Source organism: Blastococcus sp. OS1-29, assembly GCF_057628075.1.
Window position 1 is genome coordinate 112,522 of sequence record NZ_JBXXJK010000005.1, and the last position, 15,711, is coordinate 128,232.

A 15,711-nucleotide genomic window follows, 5' to 3' on the forward strand; every position below is an offset into this window, starting at 1 on the left:
GTCACTGCGCGGACCCCTCCGGGGCCCACTCGCGACGACCTCGCCAAGGAGTCCCTTTGATCCTCATTGTCGTGAAGTTCCCCGTTCGGCCCGAGCGCTCCGAGGAGTGGTCGACGGTCGCGGCCGACTACGCCCGGGCCGTCAATGCGGAGGAGGGCAGCCTCTTCTTCGAGTGGTCCCGCAGCCTCGACGAGCCGGACACGTTCGTCTGCGTGGAGGGGTTCCGGGACGCGGATGCGGGTGCTTCCCATGTCGGCACGGACGCCTTCAAGCGCTTCGTCGACCTCGCGCCCGACCTGGTCGCGGCGCAGCCGCAGATCATCTACGTGGACGCGCCGGACGTGGCCGGCTGGGGCCCGATGGGCGAGATCTCGCCCCGCTGACCTCGGCTCAAGCCGGACGGCGGAGGACGGCGTAGGTCAGCGCGTCGACGAGCGCGTGCCACGAGGCCTCGACGATGTTGCTGTGCACGCCCACGGTGGTCCACTCCCCCACGCCGTCCGTGGTGTCGACGAGCACCCGGGTGGTGGCGCTGGTGCCGCCCTTCCAGCCCAGGATGCGGACCTTGTAGTCGGCCAGCGAGACGTCGGCCAGCTGCGGGTACTTGCCGACGAGCGCCTGGCGCAAGGCGTTGTCGAGCGCGTTGACCGGGCCGTTGCCCTCCGCCGTGCAGATCATTCGTTCGCCCTGGCCATGTTCATCCTTGATGTGCACCTTCACGGTCGCCTCGCTGACGACGACGCCGTTGCCCCAGTGCTCGACCGACGTCTTGTAGCTCTCCAGCTCGAACAGCGGCGCCGGCGCGTCCGGGAGCTGGCCGCGGAGCAGCAGCTCGAAGGAGGCGTCGGCCGCCTCGAACGACCAGCCGTCGGCCTCGAGGACCTTCACCTGGTCGACCACCCGGCCGATGGCGTCCGCCTGGCCGTCGAGGTCGACCCCGAGCTCGCGCCCCTTGAGCTCGATGGACGCCCGGCCGGCCATCTCGGTGACCAGGATGCGCATGTCGTTGCCGACGACGGCCGGGTCGAGGTGGTTGTAGAGCTCGGGGCTGACCTTGATCGCGCTGGCGTGCAGACCGGCCTTGTGCGCGAACGCCGAGGCGCCGACGAAGGGCTGGTGGTCGTCGGGCGCGATGTTGGCCAGCTCGGCGATCGCGTGGCTGACCCGCTGCAGCTCGGGCAGGCACTCGGCCGGCACGACCGGCAGGCCCATCTTGGTCACCAGATTGCCGATCAGCGCGAAGGTGTCGGCGTTGCCGGCGCGCTCTCCGTAGCCGTTCGCCGTCCCCTGCACGTGGGTGACGCCCGCCTCCACCGCCGCGAGGGAGTTGGCGACCGCGCAGCCGGTGTCGTCCTGGCAGTGGATGCCGAGCTTCCCGTCGACGCGGGACCGCACCTCGGCGACCACCCGGCCGATGCCCATCGGCAGCATGCCGCCGTTGGTGTCGCACATGACCCCGACCTCGGCGCCGGCCGCGAACGCTGTCTCCAGCACGCGGACGCCGTAGTCACGGTCGTGGGCGTAGCCGTCGAAGAAGTGCTCGCAGTCGAGGAAGACCCGCCGTCCGTGGCCGACGAAGAACGCCACGGTGTCGGCGACCATCGCGAGGTTCTCCTCCAGCGTCGTCCGCAGGGCTTCCCGGACGTGCCGGACATCGGACTTCGCCACCAGGCAGACGACCGGGGTCTCCGCGTCGAGCAGCGCGCGCACCTGCGGGTCGTCCTCGACGCGGACGCCGGCCTTGCGGGTGGACCCGAACGCCACCAGCTGGGCGTGCCGCAGCTTCAGCTCGGTGCGGGCGCGGGCGAAGAACTCCGTGTCCTTGGGGAGCGCGCCTGGCCAGCCGCCCTCGATGAACCCGACACCCACCTCGTCCATGAGCCGGGCCACGGCCAGCTTGTCGGCGACGGAGTAGCTGACGCCCTCCCGCTGGGCGCCGTCGCGCAGGGTGGTGTCGAAGACGTGGAAGTCGCTGGCGGTGAGGGTGGTCATCTGGTTCTCCGGAGCGGTGGATTCGGCCCGAACACGAAAAAGACCCCCCGGGTACGGGAGGTCTGCGCGCAGTCGGGGAGGTGACTGCGCGCTAGGTGATGATGATCGAGCCGGTGGTGTGCATCGGGACAAGTGAACCACGGCCATCCCCGGCCGCGGCACCCGCCGTGCGGTGGCCGTTCCCGAGCGATGTGCACCCAGGGCGCATTCCCGGGTTCAGGACGCGCCCCGGGTGCACATCACCGCCGGTCGAGCGGTGCTGGCCTCAGCCGCTGGCGAGGGCGGCGAGCCGGTCGCCGACGTCCGTCGTCCGGACGGGGCCCCCGGCGGGCCGGGTGGAGAGGTCGAAGGCGACCGCGGCGTTGACCTTCTTCGCCTCCTCGGCTCGGCCGAGGTGCTCCAGCAGCAGGCCGACGGAAAGCACGGTGGCGGTCGGGTCGGCGACGCCCTGGCCGGCGATGTCAGGGGCCGAGCCGTGCACCGGCTCGAACATGCTGGGGTTGGTGCCCGAGGCGTCGAGGTTGCCGCTGGCCGCCAGCCCGATGCCGCCGGTCACGGCGGCCGCGATGTCGGTGACGATGTCACCGAAGAGGTTGTCGGTGACGATGACGTCGTAGCGGCCCGGGTCGGTGATGAAGAACATCGAGGCGGCGTCGACGTGCTGGTAGGCCACGGTCACCTCGGGGAACTCGTCGGCCACCTCCTCCACGACCCGAGACCACAGACCCCCGGCGTGGGTGAGCACGTTGGTCTTGTGGATCAGCGTCAGGTGCTTGCGCGGCCGCGCCACGGCCCGCTCGAACGCGTAGCGCACCACCCGCTCGACCCCGAACGCCGTGTTCAGCGAGACCTCGGTCGCGACCTCCTGCGGGGTGTCCTTGCGCAGCACGCCGCCGTTGCCCACGTACGGGCCCTCGGTGCCCTCCCGGACGCACAGCATGTCGATGGGCCCCGGGGCCGCCAGCGGGCTCTGCACACCGTCGAAGAGCCGCGCCGGACGCAGGTTCACATGGTGGTCGAGCTCGAACCGCAGCCGGAGCAGGAGCCCGCGCTCGAGGATGCCCGGCGGCACGCTCGGGTCGCCGATCGCGCCGAGCAGGATCGCGTCGTGCTGACGCAGCTCCTCGACGACCGTGTCGGGCAGCAGCTCACCGGTGCGCTGCCAGCGCATGGCACCCAGGTCGTAGTCGGTGGTCTCCACCTCGGGAGCCACCTCCCGGAGGACCTTGAGGCCCTCGGCCACCACCTCGGGACCGATCCCGTCTCCCGCGATCACTGCCAGCCGCATGGGGAATGACCCTAGGTCAGGCGGTGTGGAGGTCAGCGGCCCGGGCCTGGTTCGCCCCGATCCGGCCGGCGATGTCGCCGAGCAGGTCGGAGGGCACCGGGCTGTCGACGACGACCGCCATGAGCGCCTGCCCACCGCGGTTGGTGCGACTGACCTGGGCGCCGGCGATGTTGATGCCCGCTTCGCCCAGCGCCGCGCCCACCGTGCCGACGACGCCCGGCCGGTCGGTGTAGACGAAGAAGAGCAGGAAGCCCGACAGGTCGAGATCCATGTCGAAGCCGAGGACCTCGACGAGCTTGGACACCTGGTTCTTGCCGAACAGCGTGCCCGAGACCGTCACCTCGGTGCCGTCGGCCATGGCGCCCCGGAGCTGGATCAGGTTGCGGTAGTCGGGGCTCTCCACGTCGCTGGTCAGCGCGACCTCGAGGCCTCGCTGCTCGGCGAACAGGGGCGCGTTGACGTAGGTGACCTGCTCCTCGACCACGTCGGAGAAGACGCCCTTGAGGACGGCGAGCTGCAGGACCGAGTCGTCGAACTCGGCCAGCTTGCCGCGCACGTCGACGGTGACCGACTGCGCGAGCCCGCCCGCCACCGCGGTGAAGACCCGGCCGAGCTTCTCGGCGAGCGGCAGTCCCGGTCGGACGTCCTCGGCCACCACGCCGCCGGCCTGCACGTTGACCGCGTCGGGCACGAACTCGCCCTGCAGTGCCAGGCGGACCGAGTGCGCGACGGCGGTGCCCGCCTTGTCCTGGGCCTCGGTGGTCGAGGCGCCGAGGTGGGGGGTGACGACCGTGTTGGGCAGTCCGAACAGCGGGCTGTCGGTGGTGGGCTCCTTGGCGTAGACGTCGATGCCCGCCGCGCCGACCTGCCCGGACGTCAGCGCGTCGGCGAGCGCGGCCTCGTCGATGAGCCCACCACGGGCGGCGTTGACGATGATCACGCCCTTCTTCGTGGTGGCGAGCTCCGCCGCACCGATGAGGCCCACGGTCTCGGGGGTCTTCGGCAGGTGGATGGTGATGAAGTCGGACTCCCGGAGGAGTTCCTCCAGCGAGACCAGCCGGACGCCCAGCTGGGCCGCGCGGCCGGGCTGGATGTAGGGGTCGTAGGCGATCAGCGTGACACCGAAGGCGGCCAGCCGCTGCGCGACCAGGACGCCGATCCGGCCGAGCCCGACCACGCCGACGGTCTTGTCGGTCACCTCGACACCCATGAACTTCGATCGCTTCCAGGCGCCTTCGCGCAGGGACGCGTCGGCGGCCGGGATCTGCCGCGCCGCGGCGAGCAGCAGGGCGACGGCGTGCTCCGCGGCGCTCGTGATGTTCGACGTCGGCGCGTTCACCACCATGACACCGCGCTCGGTCGCCGCCGACACGTCGACGTTGTCCAGGCCGATGCCGGCGCGCGCGACGACCTTCAGGTTGGGTGCCGCGGCCAGCGCCTCCGCGTCGATCCGGGTGGCGCTGCGGATCATCACCGCGGCCGCATCGGCAAGGGCCGGGAGGAGCGCGGCCCGGTCGGCGCCGTCGACGTGGCGGATCTCGACGTCGGACCCGAGGACCTCCAGGACGCTCGGGGCCAGCTCTTCGGCGATCAGGACGACGGGCGCAGACGTGGTCACAGGGCAACAGCGTAAGCAGCCCACCCTGTGGGACGACACCGCCCGGCGGGGTGCGCATCCTTGTGCCTGCCACGACGCCCCGACATCCTGACCGCAGTGACCCGCGTGCGCGGGAGCCGACGGAGGAGACGATGAGCCAGCCCACCGACCCCGGTCGACCCGACACCCCCTACGGGCAGCCTCAGGGACAGCCCGGTTACGGACAGCCGCAGTACGGCCAGCAGCCCCCGTACGGACAGCCCGAGCCGGGTCAGCAGCCGGCGTACGGCCAGCAGCCCGAATACGGGACGCAGCCCAGCTACGGCCAACCGCCCGCCTACGGACAGCAGCCCGCGTACGGGCAGCAGCCCGCCTACGGCGAGAGCCAGTACGGCCAGCAGCAGTACGGCACGCCGGCTCCCTACGGGGCGCAGTACGGGCAGCAGCCCGCCTACGGCCAGTACGGCGGGGGCGCTCCGGCACGGCCCGGGCACGTGGTCACCGCCGCGGTCCTCGGTTTCATCCTGGGCGCGTTCGGCGTCCTCGCCAGCATCGTGCTGTTCATCGGCGGCGCGTTCGTCACCGGCGGCGGCGCCGCGGGGAACGACGAGATCCCGGGGCTCGGGGCCGTGGGCGGCGCGATCGGCGGTGCACTCATCGTCATCGGTCTGCTCGCCCTCGCCTGGACGGTCGTCATCATCTGGGGCTCGGTCTGGGCGCTGTCCGGACGCAGCCGGGTGATGCTCCTGGTCGCCGGGTCGATCGCCCTGGCACTGACACTGATCGGCTTCTTCGGCAGCCTCGGCGACAGCAGCACCAACGGGGGCGGCATCTTCTTCCAGCTGATCTTCGTGGTGGCCTCTGCCGCGATCGTCGTCCTGCTGTGCCTGAGGCCGGCAGCCGATTTCTTCGCCGCCCACCGCGCCCGTCGCAGGGGCTGACGGGCGGGTCGTATCCGGATCGATATCCGGCATCTCCCCCAAGGCGATGTGATCCGCCTTACACTCCGCGACCGACCCGCCACTACGGCGGCCCCTGAGGAGGAAGCTGCCCCATGTCCAGCCCGACGCCCGGTTCCGACCCGAACTACCCGCAGGGCGCCACCCCGCCGGGCCAGCCCGGTTGGGGTGCGCCCCAGCAGCCGGCCCCCGGCTACAGCCCGGCGCCGTCCTACTCCGCAGGTCCCCCGGCGAACGCCGGCCAGCGGCCCGTGCAGGTCAGCGCCGCGGCCATCATCGGCATCGTCATCGGCGCCCTGGGCATCCTCGGCCTGTTCGCGATCGGCCTGTACTTCGCCTTCAGCGCCGTCCTCGGCCTGCTGAGCCTGCTCTCCGTGGCGGCCGCCGTGGTCACGCTGGTCGGCGGGATCCAGGCGATCCAGGGCAAGTCGCCGCGACTGCTCATGCTGGGCGCCTACGGCTCCATCGCCGTCCAGCTGCTCACGTTCCTCTGGGCCCTGATCGACGGCTACGGCTTCCTGTTCTTCGGATTCCTCGGCCTGATCCTGCCCGGCGTGATCGTGTTCCTGCTGATGCAGCCGCAGTCCAAGCAGTACTTCGCCTCGCGGGGCATCAGCTACTGAGGCTCACCCGACAGGACGGAAGAGCCCCCGCTGCCTTCGGGCAGCGGGGGCTCTTCCTCGTTCGCGGTACTAGCTGCGGGCAGCCGTGCCGGTGTAGTCGTCGGACGCCGACACCCAGCTCATGAGACCGCGCAGCTTGCGGCCGGTCTCCTCGATCGGGTGCGCCTCGGCCTCGGCCCGTCGGCGCTTGAAGTCGGGCGCGCCGGCGTCCTGGTCGGCGATGAACGCGGCCGCCCACGAACCGTCCTTGATCGCGGCCAGGACCTCCTGCATCGACTCCTTCACGTGGGCGTCGATCACCTTCGGGCCGGAGGTGTAGTCGCCGTACTCGGCGGTGTCCGACACCGACCAGCGCTGCTTGGCGATGCCGCCCTCGTACATGAGGTCGACGATCAGCTTGAGCTCGTGCAGGCACTCGAAGTAGGCGATCTCGGGCTGGTAGCCGGCCTCGGTGAGCGTCTCGAAGCCCGCGGTCACCAGCGCCGACATGCCGCCGCAGAGCACGGCCTGCTCCCCGAAGAGGTCGGTCTCGGTCTCCTCGGTGAAGGTGGTCCTGATGACGCCGGCCCGGGTGCCGCCGATGCCCTTGGCGTAGGACAGCGCCAGCTGCAGCGCCTGCCCGCTGGCGTCCTGCTCGACGGCGACGAGGCAGGGCACGCCCTTGCCGTTCTCGAACTCGCGGCGGACCAGGTGGCCCGGGCCCTTGGGCGCGACCATCGCGACGTCGACGCCGGCCGGCGGCTTGATGTAGCCGAACCGGATGTTGAAGCCGTGACCGAAGAACAGCGCGTCGCCGTCCTGCAGGTTCGGCTCGACCGACTCCGCGTACAGCGTCCGCTGCACGTGGTCGGGCGCGAGGATCATGATCAGGTCGGCCTCGGCGGCCGCCTCCGCCGGAGTGAGGACCCGCAGCCCCTCGGCCTCGGCCTTCGGCCGGCTCTTGCTGCCCTCGGGCAGACCGACCCGGACGTCGACGCCCGAGTCGCGCAGCGAGAGGGCGTGGGCGTGCCCCTGGCTGCCGTACCCGAGGACGGCGACCGTGCGCCCCTGGATGATCGAGAGGTCGGCGTCGTCGTCGTAGAAGATCTCGGCGGCCATGTGCGTGGTGTTTCCCTTCGGAGTAAGGACCCTCCTGCCCCCCACTGCTCGCACGCTCGCAGCGGGACCCTGCAGGAGGGCCATCGGTGTGTGTTACGCGGTTCGTTCGACTGGACGAAGGGTTCCGGCGCCCGACATCGAGCGCGGGCCCCGGCCCAGGGCGACGGTGCCCGACTGGGCCATCTCCTTGATCCCCAGGGGGGCGAGGACGGCGAGCAGCGCCTGGAGCTTGTCGGGCGTACCGGTGGCCTCGAGGGTCACCGTGTCGGGGTTGACGTCCACGACGCGGGCCCGGAAGAGCTCGGCGGTCTGCAGCACCTGGGTGCGCTCGGACATCGGCGCGCGGACCTTCACGAGCAACAGCTCGCGCTGCACCGCGGCCCCAGTGTCCAGCTCGACGATCTTGATGATCTCGATCAGCTTGTTCAGCTGCTTCGTGATCTGCTCGAGCGGCTGGCTCTCCACGTCGACGACGATCGTCATGCGGGACAGGTCGGGGTTCTCGGTCGGCCCGACGGCGAGGGACTCGATGTTGAACCCGCGGCGGCTGAAGAGCGCCGAGACGCGGGCCAGGACACCGGACTTGTTCTCGACCAGCACCGACAGCGTGTGACGGGTCATCAGACCTGGTCCTCTCCGAAGACGGGCCGCACGTCGCGGGCGGCCAGGATGTCGTCGTTGCTGGCGCCCGCGGCGACCATGGGCCACACCTGGGCGTCGTGGCCGACGACGAAGTCGATGACCACCGGCGCGTCGTCGATCTCCATCGCCTTCTGGATGACGGCGTCGACGTCGTCCTTGGTCTCGCAGCGCAGCCCCACGCACCCGAGCGCCTCGGCGAGGGCGACGAAGTCGGGGATGCGCACGGCCTTGCGGGTGCCGTCGGCGTTGAGGGGGTGCAGCTTGGTGTTGGAGTAGCGGCCCTCGTAGAACAGGGTCTGCCACTGCCGCACCATGCCGAGGTTGCCGTTGTTGATGACGGCGACCTTGATCGGGATGCCCTCGATGGCGCAGGTGGCGAGCTCCTGGTTGGTCATCTGGAAGCAGCCGTCGCCGTCGATCGCCCAGACGGTGGTGCCCGGGAGGCCGTACTTCGCGCCCATGGCGGCGGGCACGGCGTAGCCCATCGTGCCGAGGCCCCCGCTGTTGAGCCAGGTGCCCGGCTTCTCGTACTTCACGAACTGCGCGGCCCACATCTGGTGCTGGCCGACACCGGCGGCGTAGACCGCGTCCGGGCCGGCGATCGCACCGAGGCGCTCGATGACGTACTGCGGCGAGAGCGAGCCGTCCTCCGGCCAGTCGTAGCCGAGGGGGTAGCGCGACCGCCAGTCGTCGAGCTGGGCCCACCAGGCCGACAGGTCCGGAGTGCGCCCGGCCTCCCGATCGCTGCGCAGGGCCTCGATCAGCGCGACGATGGTCTCCTTGACGTCACCCACGATCGGCACGTCGGCCTTGCGGTTCTTGCCGATCTCGGCCGGGTCGATGTCCGCGTGCACGACGAGCGCGCCGGGCGCGAAGGTGGCCAGGTTGCCGGTCACCCGGTCGTCGAACCGGGCACCCAGTGCCACCAGGACGTCGGCCTTCTGCAGCGCGGTGACCGCGGTGACGTTGCCGTGCATGCCGGGCATGCCGAGGTTCAGGGTGTGGCTGTCGGGAAACGCGCCGCGGGCCATCAGCGTCGTCACCACCGGGGCGCCGGTGAGCTCGGCCAGCTCGGCGAGCTCGGCGCTGGCGTGTGCCTTCAGGACGCCGCCACCCACGTACAGGACCGGACGCCGCGCCCCGGAGATCAGCGCGGCCGCCTCGCGCACCTGCTTGCCGTGCGGGCGGGTGGTCGGCTTGTACCCCGGCAGGTCCAGCCGCGGCGGCCAGGCGAAGTCCGTCGTCGCCTGCAGGACGTCCTTCGGGATGTCCACCAGCACCGGCCCGGGACGACCGGTCGAGGCCAGGTGGAACGCCTCGGCGATCCGCTGCGGGATCTCGGCCGCGTCGGTGACCAGGAAGTTGTGCTTGGTCACGGGCATCGTGATGCCCCGGATGTCGGCTTCCTGGAAGGCGTCGGTGCCGATCGCGCCGCTGGGCACCTGGCCGGTGATCGCGACGATCGGCACCGAGTCCATGTGCGCGTCGGCCAGCGGGGTCACGAGGTTGGTCGCACCCGGCCCCGAAGTCGCCATGCAGACCCCGACCTTGCCGGTGGCCTGGGCGTACCCGGTCGCGGCATGCCCGGCGCCCTGCTCGTGGCGGACGAGGACGTGGCGGACCTTGGAGTCGAACAGCGGGTCGTAGGCGGGCAGGATCGCCCCGCCCGGGATGCCGAAGATCACCTCGACCCCGACGGCCTCCAGGGAGCGGACGAGGCTCTGCGCGCCGGTGATCCCGGTCGCCGGCTCCGGCGCGGCCGCGGCGACCGTGCGGGCCGCGGTCTCGACACCGGTCAGGGCGTTCGCTGCTTCCCGGGTGGGGGCCTCTCGACCTGCGGTCTCGCTCGGGGTGGTGGTCATTCGGCGTTCTCCTGGGCCTTGCGTGGCGGGCATTGCGTGGGGGAGCAAGTCTTCGGGCAACAAAAAACCCCTCGTGCCACAGGCACGGAGGGGTCAGCGCGTCGGTCGGCGGACCGGCGCGCTAGGCGATTACGAGGCTGCTGGTGGGCAGGCAGGTGCGGGGCACTTGCACACTGTGCGCCTGACCCGGCGGCGACGTCAACCAGCGCGTCCCACTGTGTGGACTGTCATGTCCATTTCCGGCACGGACGCGGCGTCGAGGGCGCTCGCGTCGAAGCCGGCCAGGACCTGCGTGAGCTCGATCACGTCGACCGGACGGCCGAAGCGCCAGCCCTGCAGGTACTCGCAGCCCATCTGCTGGAGGACCTGCATCTGACCCGCGCCCTCGACGCCCTCGGCGACGACGTCCATGCCGAGGCGGTTGCCCATGTCGATCACGCTGGAGACGATCGCCGCAGCGCGCTGGTCGCGCTCGATGTCGGCGATGAACTCGCGGTCCATCTTCAGGATGCGGACCGGGAGCCGGGCCAGGTAGGCCAGCGACGAGTAGCCGCGGCCGAAGTCGTCGACGGCCAGGACGCAGCCCATCTCGTGCAGCGTGGCGAGGTCGCTCTCCAGCCGGTCCTCGGTGTCGAGCATGACGGACTCGGTGATCTCCAGCACGAGCTTGCTCGGGGGCAGCCCGGACGCCGCCAGCGCCTTCGCGACGTCCGGGGCCAGGCAGCCGGCCTGCAGGTGCCGCACGGAGACGTTCACCGACGTCTGCACGTCCCAGCCGGCGGCCAGCAGGGCGGCGGCGTCGGAGGTTGCCCGCTGCAGCACCCAGCGCTGCAGGGTCACGATCAGCCCGTCGTCCTCGGCCAGCGAGATGAACTCGTCCGGCGGCACGGTGCCGAGGACGGGGTGGTCCCAGCGGACGAGGGCCTCCAGCCCCAGGATGCGACGCTGCGAGACCCCGACCACCGGCTGGTAGACGACGCGGAACTGCTCCTGCTCGATGGCCGCGACGAGGTCGCGGGCGAGCCGGGTGCGCCGGCCGGCCGCGCTGTCGATCGCGTGGCCCGCCGTCCGGACGCAGCTCTTGCCCGCCGCCTTCGCCGCTCGCAGGGCGACGTCGGCCTGGCGGATCGTGGTGGACACGTCATCAGCCGGGTCGAGCTCGGTGACGCCGACGCTGCCGGAGACGTCGAAGACCAGCCCGGCGGCCACGCCCCCGTCGACGGCGCCCTGCGCCGGGCGCAGGGCGCGCAGGTCCGCGACGATCCGCTCCGCGAGCGCCGTCGCCTCCTCCAACCCGTCGGTGACCAGGACGGCGAACTCGTCGCCGCCCAGCCGGCCCACCAGGTCGCCGTCGCGGACGGTGGCCCGCAGCCGGGCGGCCACCTGGACGAGGACGTGGTCGCCGGCCTCGTGGCCGGCGATGTCGTTGACCGGCTTGAAGCCGTCGAGATCCAGCAGCAGCAGGCAGGCCGGGGCGCCGCCGGACGCGACGCGGGCCCGGGCGCCGGCCAGTGCCGCCATCAGGCGGGCCCGGTTGGGCAGCCCGGTCAGGTAGTCGGTGTAGGCCAGCCGCTCGAGCTCCAGCTCGTCGCTGCGCCGGCCGGCGACGTCGCGCAGGTGCAGCACCACGCCGTCCGCGGTGTCCGATCGCCGGTTCGGGAGGACTCCGCCGGGCACGCCCGCCGTCACCGCCGTCCGCACGCTCTCGAACTGGCGCCACGACCCGTCTCGGCCGCGCAGCCGGAAGACCGGCCCGCGCCCGTCGTCGTCCGCCGCCGGGTGCAGCGCCCGGTACAACTCGTGGCGGTCGTCGGCGTGCACGAGGTCCCGCAGCTGACGGCCCTCGAGATCGCGCGGCGACCAGCCCGAGGGGGTCTGCGTCGAGGCCCAGGTCACCTGACCGCGGTCGTCGAGCACGAGGGTCACGTCCGCCGCGCGGTGCACGAGCGTCCGGAAGAAGGCCTCGGTCCGCAGGACCTGCCGGGTCAGGCGAGCGCCGTCGCGCGCCCAGACCAGGGTGCGGGCGAACGTGAGCACCATCAGGCCGCCGACGCTGACCGCCTGCAGCGGCACCAGCGGACGGCCGAACGCCAGCCCGCCGAGCAGGAGCAGCAGGACGCCGAAGCCGAGGCAGTAGCTGACGACGACGCCGGCGAGCGGCACCGGCGCCGTGGGTCGCTCGGCCCGCGCCCGGGGACCCGGGTCGACGGACAGGGCCTGGGTGCCCGAGGCGAGCATGGCGAGATAGGCCGTGCTCGCGACCACGTCGAGGACCGGCGACGGACGGCCGACGGCGAGCGCGCCGCTGACCATCGTCACCGCCAACGAGGCGAAGGTGAGCAGCAGCCAGGCGGCGGCCGCCCGCCGCGGTGCGGACACGCCGGCGAACGTCACCAGCCCGGCCGCGCACAGTAGCGCGCTGACCGCCGGGTAGCCCACGGTCAGCATCAGGGTGGCCGGACCGTGGTCGACCCCCACCGTCAGCGGGAAGAGCATCTCCAGCAGGACGCCGAGCGCGGTCAGGGCCACGGCGGCGTCCAGGACGGTCTGGACCCGGATCCGGCCGCCGGTCGAGCGCACCAGCCGGACGCAGATCAGCGCCGCGACCGGACCGGTGGCCGCCAGCGGCAGGTCGGACAGACCCGCCGCCGACGGGTTGACGCCGAGGTCGCCGAGCGCGCGCACCAGGTGGCCGAGGGCGAGCAGCCCGGCGATCGCCGCGAACCCGCGCCACGTCGCGGTCGCGACGGGATCGATCCGGCGGCTGTGCCGGAGCACGGGCACCGCGACGGCGACCGTCGCCGTGGCCAGCAGGGCCGGGCCGGTGCGGCCGTTCCACTCCGGTCGCACGAGCTGGAGCAGCCCGGCGACCAGCGCGGCGCCGGCGAGGAACGTGAGCGTGGCCGTCCGTGGCCACACCCGGTGACTGGTGATCATCGGGAGCCGACCAGCCCCGGCCAGAGCGCGCCGGCGTCGGCGGACAGCAGAGCGGCGAGCGGCACGGGACGCGAGAAGAGGAAGCCCTGGGCGAAGCCGCACCCGAATCCACAGAGCGCGGCCAGCTGCGCCGGAGTCTCCACGCCGGTGGCCACCACGTCGAGGCCCAGCGCATCGGCGATGCCGATGATCGACTCGCACAGCGCCCGGCTCTGCGGATCCCGGTCGATGCGGGTGATCAGCGCGCGGTCCAGGGTCACGATGTCGATCGGCAGGCGGGTCAGGTGGGCCAGCGCGGACGAGCCGCTGCCGAAGTCGTCGAGGGCCACGTGCACGCCGAGTAGCCGGAGGCTCGACACGTCGAGCCCGGTGCGCTCGTCGTCGGACATGACCGCAGGCGCGTTGATCTTGATCACCAGGCGACCGGGCGCCAGGCCCGACCTGCGCAGCGCCTGCTCGACGTCGGGCACCAGCGCGCCGGTCTCCAGGTAGGCGAACGGCACCTTCAGGCCGATGCGCAGCGGCTCGTCGCGCTCGGGCAGGCCTGCCGCGGCACACGTGGTCTGCTCGACCGCCCAGCGCAGCAGTTCGCCGATCAGGCCGGCGCGCTCGGCCAGCGGCAGGAACTCCGACGGCGGTATCTCCCCGAGCTCCGGGTGCCGCCAGCGCAGCTGGGCCTCCATGCCGGTCATGCGCTGGTCCCGGAGGGAGACGATGGGCTGGAAGAGCAGGAACAGCTCATCGCCCGCCCGGGCGCCCTGCAGGTCCTTCTGCAGCCGCTCGCGGCGCGCGGCCACGTCGCCGAGGGCGTCCTGGTAGCGACGCGCCGACCCCGGGCCGGCCTCGTGCGCCGCCCGGACCGCGAGGTCGGCATGGGCCAGCAGGTCCTCGATGCTCTGGCCGGCCACGATCGGGACGACGCCGACACCTGAGGTCAGCTCGATGATGCCGCCGGCGGTGACGATCGGCTGCTCCACCACCGCCAGGCAGCGGGAGGCCAACCGGTCGGCGTCGGCGTCGCTGCCCTCGGCCAGGACGGCGAACGCACCGCCACCCATCCGCGCGACGGTGTCCTCACCCCGCACGGTGGCGCGCAGCCGCCGGCCCACCTCGGCCACGGCATGGGAGACGATCTCGCGCCCCGCGCTCGCGCGGGTGGCGGCCAGGCCGTCGAGCTCGATCATCAGCAGCGTCGTCGGGCGGTCCGCGACACCGGTCGCGGCCTCGCGGACGAGCCGGAGGAAGCCCGCCCGGTTCGGCATCCCCGTCATCGGGTCGGTGTACGCGATGGCCTGCAGCGCCTGCTCACGGGCATACCGGTCGGTCATGTCGCGGCAGTGCAGGACCACGGCGCCGACGTCCGGCACGTCGCGCAGGTCGGAGATGCCGGCCTCGAGGTAGCGCCACTCCCCCGTCGCGGCGCGCAGCCGGACGGTGAGCAACCCGGTGGCCGGCTGGGTGGTCGCCGGGGCGGCGCCGGGCTGCGTGGCGGCGCCGGGCAGCGCGGCGGCCAGGGCCGCGGCGTCGTCCGGGTGCACCACCTGCAGGATCGGGCGCCCGACGAGCGTCGGGGCGTCCTCACCGAGAGCCCGACCCAGCGCCGGGGACGCCCAGCGGACGTCCAGGTCGTCGTCCAGGATCACGACGGCGTCGGCGGCGGACTGGACGACGGAGCGGAAGTAGGACTCGCTGCGGCGGAGGCGGGCGGTGAGCCGCTGTTCCTCGCGGTGGCTCAGCACACGCTGGACGACGGTGAGGACGACGCAGAGCACGATCCCGGCGACGGCGCCGGCGCTGGGGCGGGAGCCGCTGAGCGCCACGGCGCCGACGGTGACCGCGGCCGCCATCAGGGCCAGCTGGGGCAGCAGCGCGCTCACGGCGACGCCGAGTCGCGCCTGGGGCCGCTCCACGGCCGGCCGGCGGTCGAGCAGCGCCGCCTGCGCCATGAGCAGGAGACCGGCGGCCATGACGCACCGGGCGAGCCCCGCCGGCACGGGGGGCGTGCCCGCCAGCAGGGCGGAGGTGGCGAAGCCACGGCCGAGGGTGAGCAGCACGATGCCGGCCAGCAGGACCGCGGCCATGCAGCGGCGACCGGCCTCGATGACGGTCAGGAGGGTGAGCCCGGCGGCCATGACCGCCGAGGTGGCGCACACGGCCGAGCCCAGGACGACCTGTTCGAGGAGGTCGAAGGCCGCCCAGCTGCCGGCCGGGCCGACGACCAGGACCCCCACCACCACGAGGCAGGCGGCGAGGAAGAGGGCCACCTCGACCGCGATCCGGGGCCCGGCACGGAGGCGGTGCCGGTCGACCAGGGCCAGGATCGCGACGATCGAGACGACGTAACCGGGCACGGTGGGCGCCCAGCGGAGCACGGCGATCGTGGTGGGGTCGAGGTCGCCGTTGATGAGGGTGAGGACCACGCCGGACACCGGCAGCAGCGGGGCGATGGAGAGCAACCGCCAGGCGCGGCGCCGGCCACTGCGGACCCCACTGCGCCAGAGGACGACGGCGGCGAGGAGTCCGGCACCGATCACGGCGAGCTGCCCGGCGAGCGCCAGCCCGGGCCGCGCGGTCGCCAGCGCGCAGCCCAGCGCGACCGGTACCGCGGCAGCGAGCAGCCACCATCGACGGGAGTCCACACCGTTTCCTCGGCATGGTCACCGTCGGTGAGAAGCCGGGGTACTGCCCCCGTCACCCGTTCGGGGGGTGTCCC

At 72.6% G+C, this 15,711-nt stretch carries 11 protein-coding genes; 3 read left to right on the forward strand and 8 right to left on the reverse strand.

Annotated elements, in window-relative coordinates; all coding sequences use genetic code 11:
- Positions 1 to 71: 71 nt before the first annotated feature.
- A complete protein-coding gene (locus tag AC2H4J_RS14155; RefSeq protein WP_487465508.1) occupies positions 72 to 383 on the forward strand; it encodes a putative quinol monooxygenase in 312 nt (103 codons plus the stop codon).
- Between the two features lie 7 nt (positions 384 to 390).
- On the opposite strand, the gene cimA is transcribed toward AC2H4J_RS14155, so the two are convergent.
- The 3 genes from cimA to serA form a co-directional block, all read right to left on the reverse strand.
- Positions 391 to 1,992, reverse strand: coding sequence for a citramalate synthase (cimA, locus tag AC2H4J_RS14160; RefSeq protein ID WP_487465509.1), 1,602 nt, complete (start codon positions 1,990 to 1,992; stop codon positions 391 to 393).
- 265 nt (positions 1,993 to 2,257) lie between these two features.
- Positions 2,258 to 3,280, reverse strand: a complete 1,023-nt coding sequence (locus AC2H4J_RS14165; RefSeq protein ID WP_487465510.1) for a 3-isopropylmalate dehydrogenase — start codon at positions 3,278 to 3,280, stop codon at positions 2,258 to 2,260.
- 16 nt (positions 3,281 to 3,296) lie between these two features.
- Positions 3,297 to 4,898 (reverse strand): phosphoglycerate dehydrogenase, encoded by a 1,602-nt coding sequence (gene serA / locus AC2H4J_RS14170; protein WP_487465511.1) that lies wholly within the window; start codon positions 4,896 to 4,898, stop codon positions 3,297 to 3,299.
- Between the two features lie 131 nt (positions 4,899 to 5,029).
- Here serA and AC2H4J_RS14175 point away from each other — a divergent pair, with 131 nt between their 5' ends.
- The gene (locus AC2H4J_RS14175; RefSeq protein ID WP_487465512.1) at positions 5,030 to 5,818 is read left to right on the forward strand and encodes a hypothetical protein; all 789 of its coding nucleotides are present in this window, start codon (positions 5,030 to 5,032) and stop codon (positions 5,816 to 5,818) included.
- A 113-nt stretch (positions 5,819 to 5,931) separates the two neighbouring features.
- Complete coding sequence (locus AC2H4J_RS14180) at positions 5,932 to 6,459, forward strand: hypothetical protein (RefSeq protein WP_487465513.1); 528 nt, start codon at positions 5,932 to 5,934, stop codon at positions 6,457 to 6,459.
- Positions 6,460 to 6,528: 69 nt separating this feature from the next.
- On the opposite strand, the gene ilvC is transcribed toward AC2H4J_RS14180, so the two are convergent.
- The 5 genes from ilvC to AC2H4J_RS14205 all read right to left on the reverse strand — a co-directional run bounded on the left by ilvC (position 6,529) and on the right by AC2H4J_RS14205 (position 15,637).
- Positions 6,529 to 7,557, reverse strand: a complete 1,029-nt coding sequence (ilvC, locus tag AC2H4J_RS14185; RefSeq protein WP_487465514.1) for a ketol-acid reductoisomerase — start codon at positions 7,555 to 7,557, stop codon at positions 6,529 to 6,531.
- A gap of 93 nt (positions 7,558 to 7,650) precedes the next feature.
- Positions 7,651 to 8,178, reverse strand: a complete 528-nt coding sequence (ilvN, locus tag AC2H4J_RS14190; RefSeq protein WP_487465515.1) for an acetolactate synthase small subunit — start codon at positions 8,176 to 8,178, stop codon at positions 7,651 to 7,653.
- Positions 8,178 to 10,061, reverse strand: coding sequence for an acetolactate synthase large subunit (locus AC2H4J_RS14195; RefSeq protein ID WP_487465516.1), 1,884 nt, complete (start codon positions 10,059 to 10,061; stop codon positions 8,178 to 8,180). The genes ilvN and AC2H4J_RS14195 overlap by 1 nt, the downstream gene beginning before the upstream one ends.
- A gap of 198 nt (positions 10,062 to 10,259) precedes the next feature.
- Positions 10,260 to 12,998 (reverse strand): putative bifunctional diguanylate cyclase/phosphodiesterase, encoded by a 2,739-nt coding sequence (locus AC2H4J_RS14200; RefSeq protein ID WP_487465517.1) that lies wholly within the window; start codon positions 12,996 to 12,998, stop codon positions 10,260 to 10,262.
- Positions 12,995 to 15,637, reverse strand: coding sequence for a putative bifunctional diguanylate cyclase/phosphodiesterase (locus tag AC2H4J_RS14205; protein WP_487465518.1), 2,643 nt, complete (start codon positions 15,635 to 15,637; stop codon positions 12,995 to 12,997). Before AC2H4J_RS14205 ends, AC2H4J_RS14200 begins: the two co-directional genes overlap by 4 nt.
- Positions 15,638 to 15,711 lie beyond the last annotated feature (74 nt).

Excerpts from the sequence above, each read along its gene's own strand:
- cimA (WP_487465509.1), bottom strand. The coding sequence starts at position 1,992 with ATGACCACCCTCACCGCCAGCGACTTCCACGTCTTCGACACCACCCTG.
- ilvN (WP_487465515.1), bottom strand. The coding sequence starts at position 8,178 with ATGACCCGTCACACGCTGTCGGTGCTGGTCGAGAACAAGTCCGGTGTC.
- AC2H4J_RS14195 (WP_487465516.1), bottom strand. The coding sequence starts at position 10,061 with ATGACCACCACCCCGAGCGAGACCGCAGGTCGAGAGGCCCCCACCCGG.
- AC2H4J_RS14200 (WP_487465517.1), bottom strand. The coding sequence starts at position 12,998 with ATGATCACCAGTCACCGGGTGTGGCCACGGACGGCCACGCTCACGTTC.
- AC2H4J_RS14165 (WP_487465510.1), bottom strand. The coding sequence starts at position 3,280 with ATGCGGCTGGCAGTGATCGCGGGAGACGGGATCGGTCCCGAGGTGGTG.
- AC2H4J_RS14175 (WP_487465512.1), top strand. The coding sequence starts at position 5,030 with ATGAGCCAGCCCACCGACCCCGGTCGACCCGACACCCCCTACGGGCAG.
- ilvC (WP_487465514.1), bottom strand. The coding sequence starts at position 7,557 with ATGGCCGCCGAGATCTTCTACGACGACGACGCCGACCTCTCGATCATC.
- AC2H4J_RS14180 (WP_487465513.1), top strand. The coding sequence starts at position 5,932 with ATGTCCAGCCCGACGCCCGGTTCCGACCCGAACTACCCGCAGGGCGCC.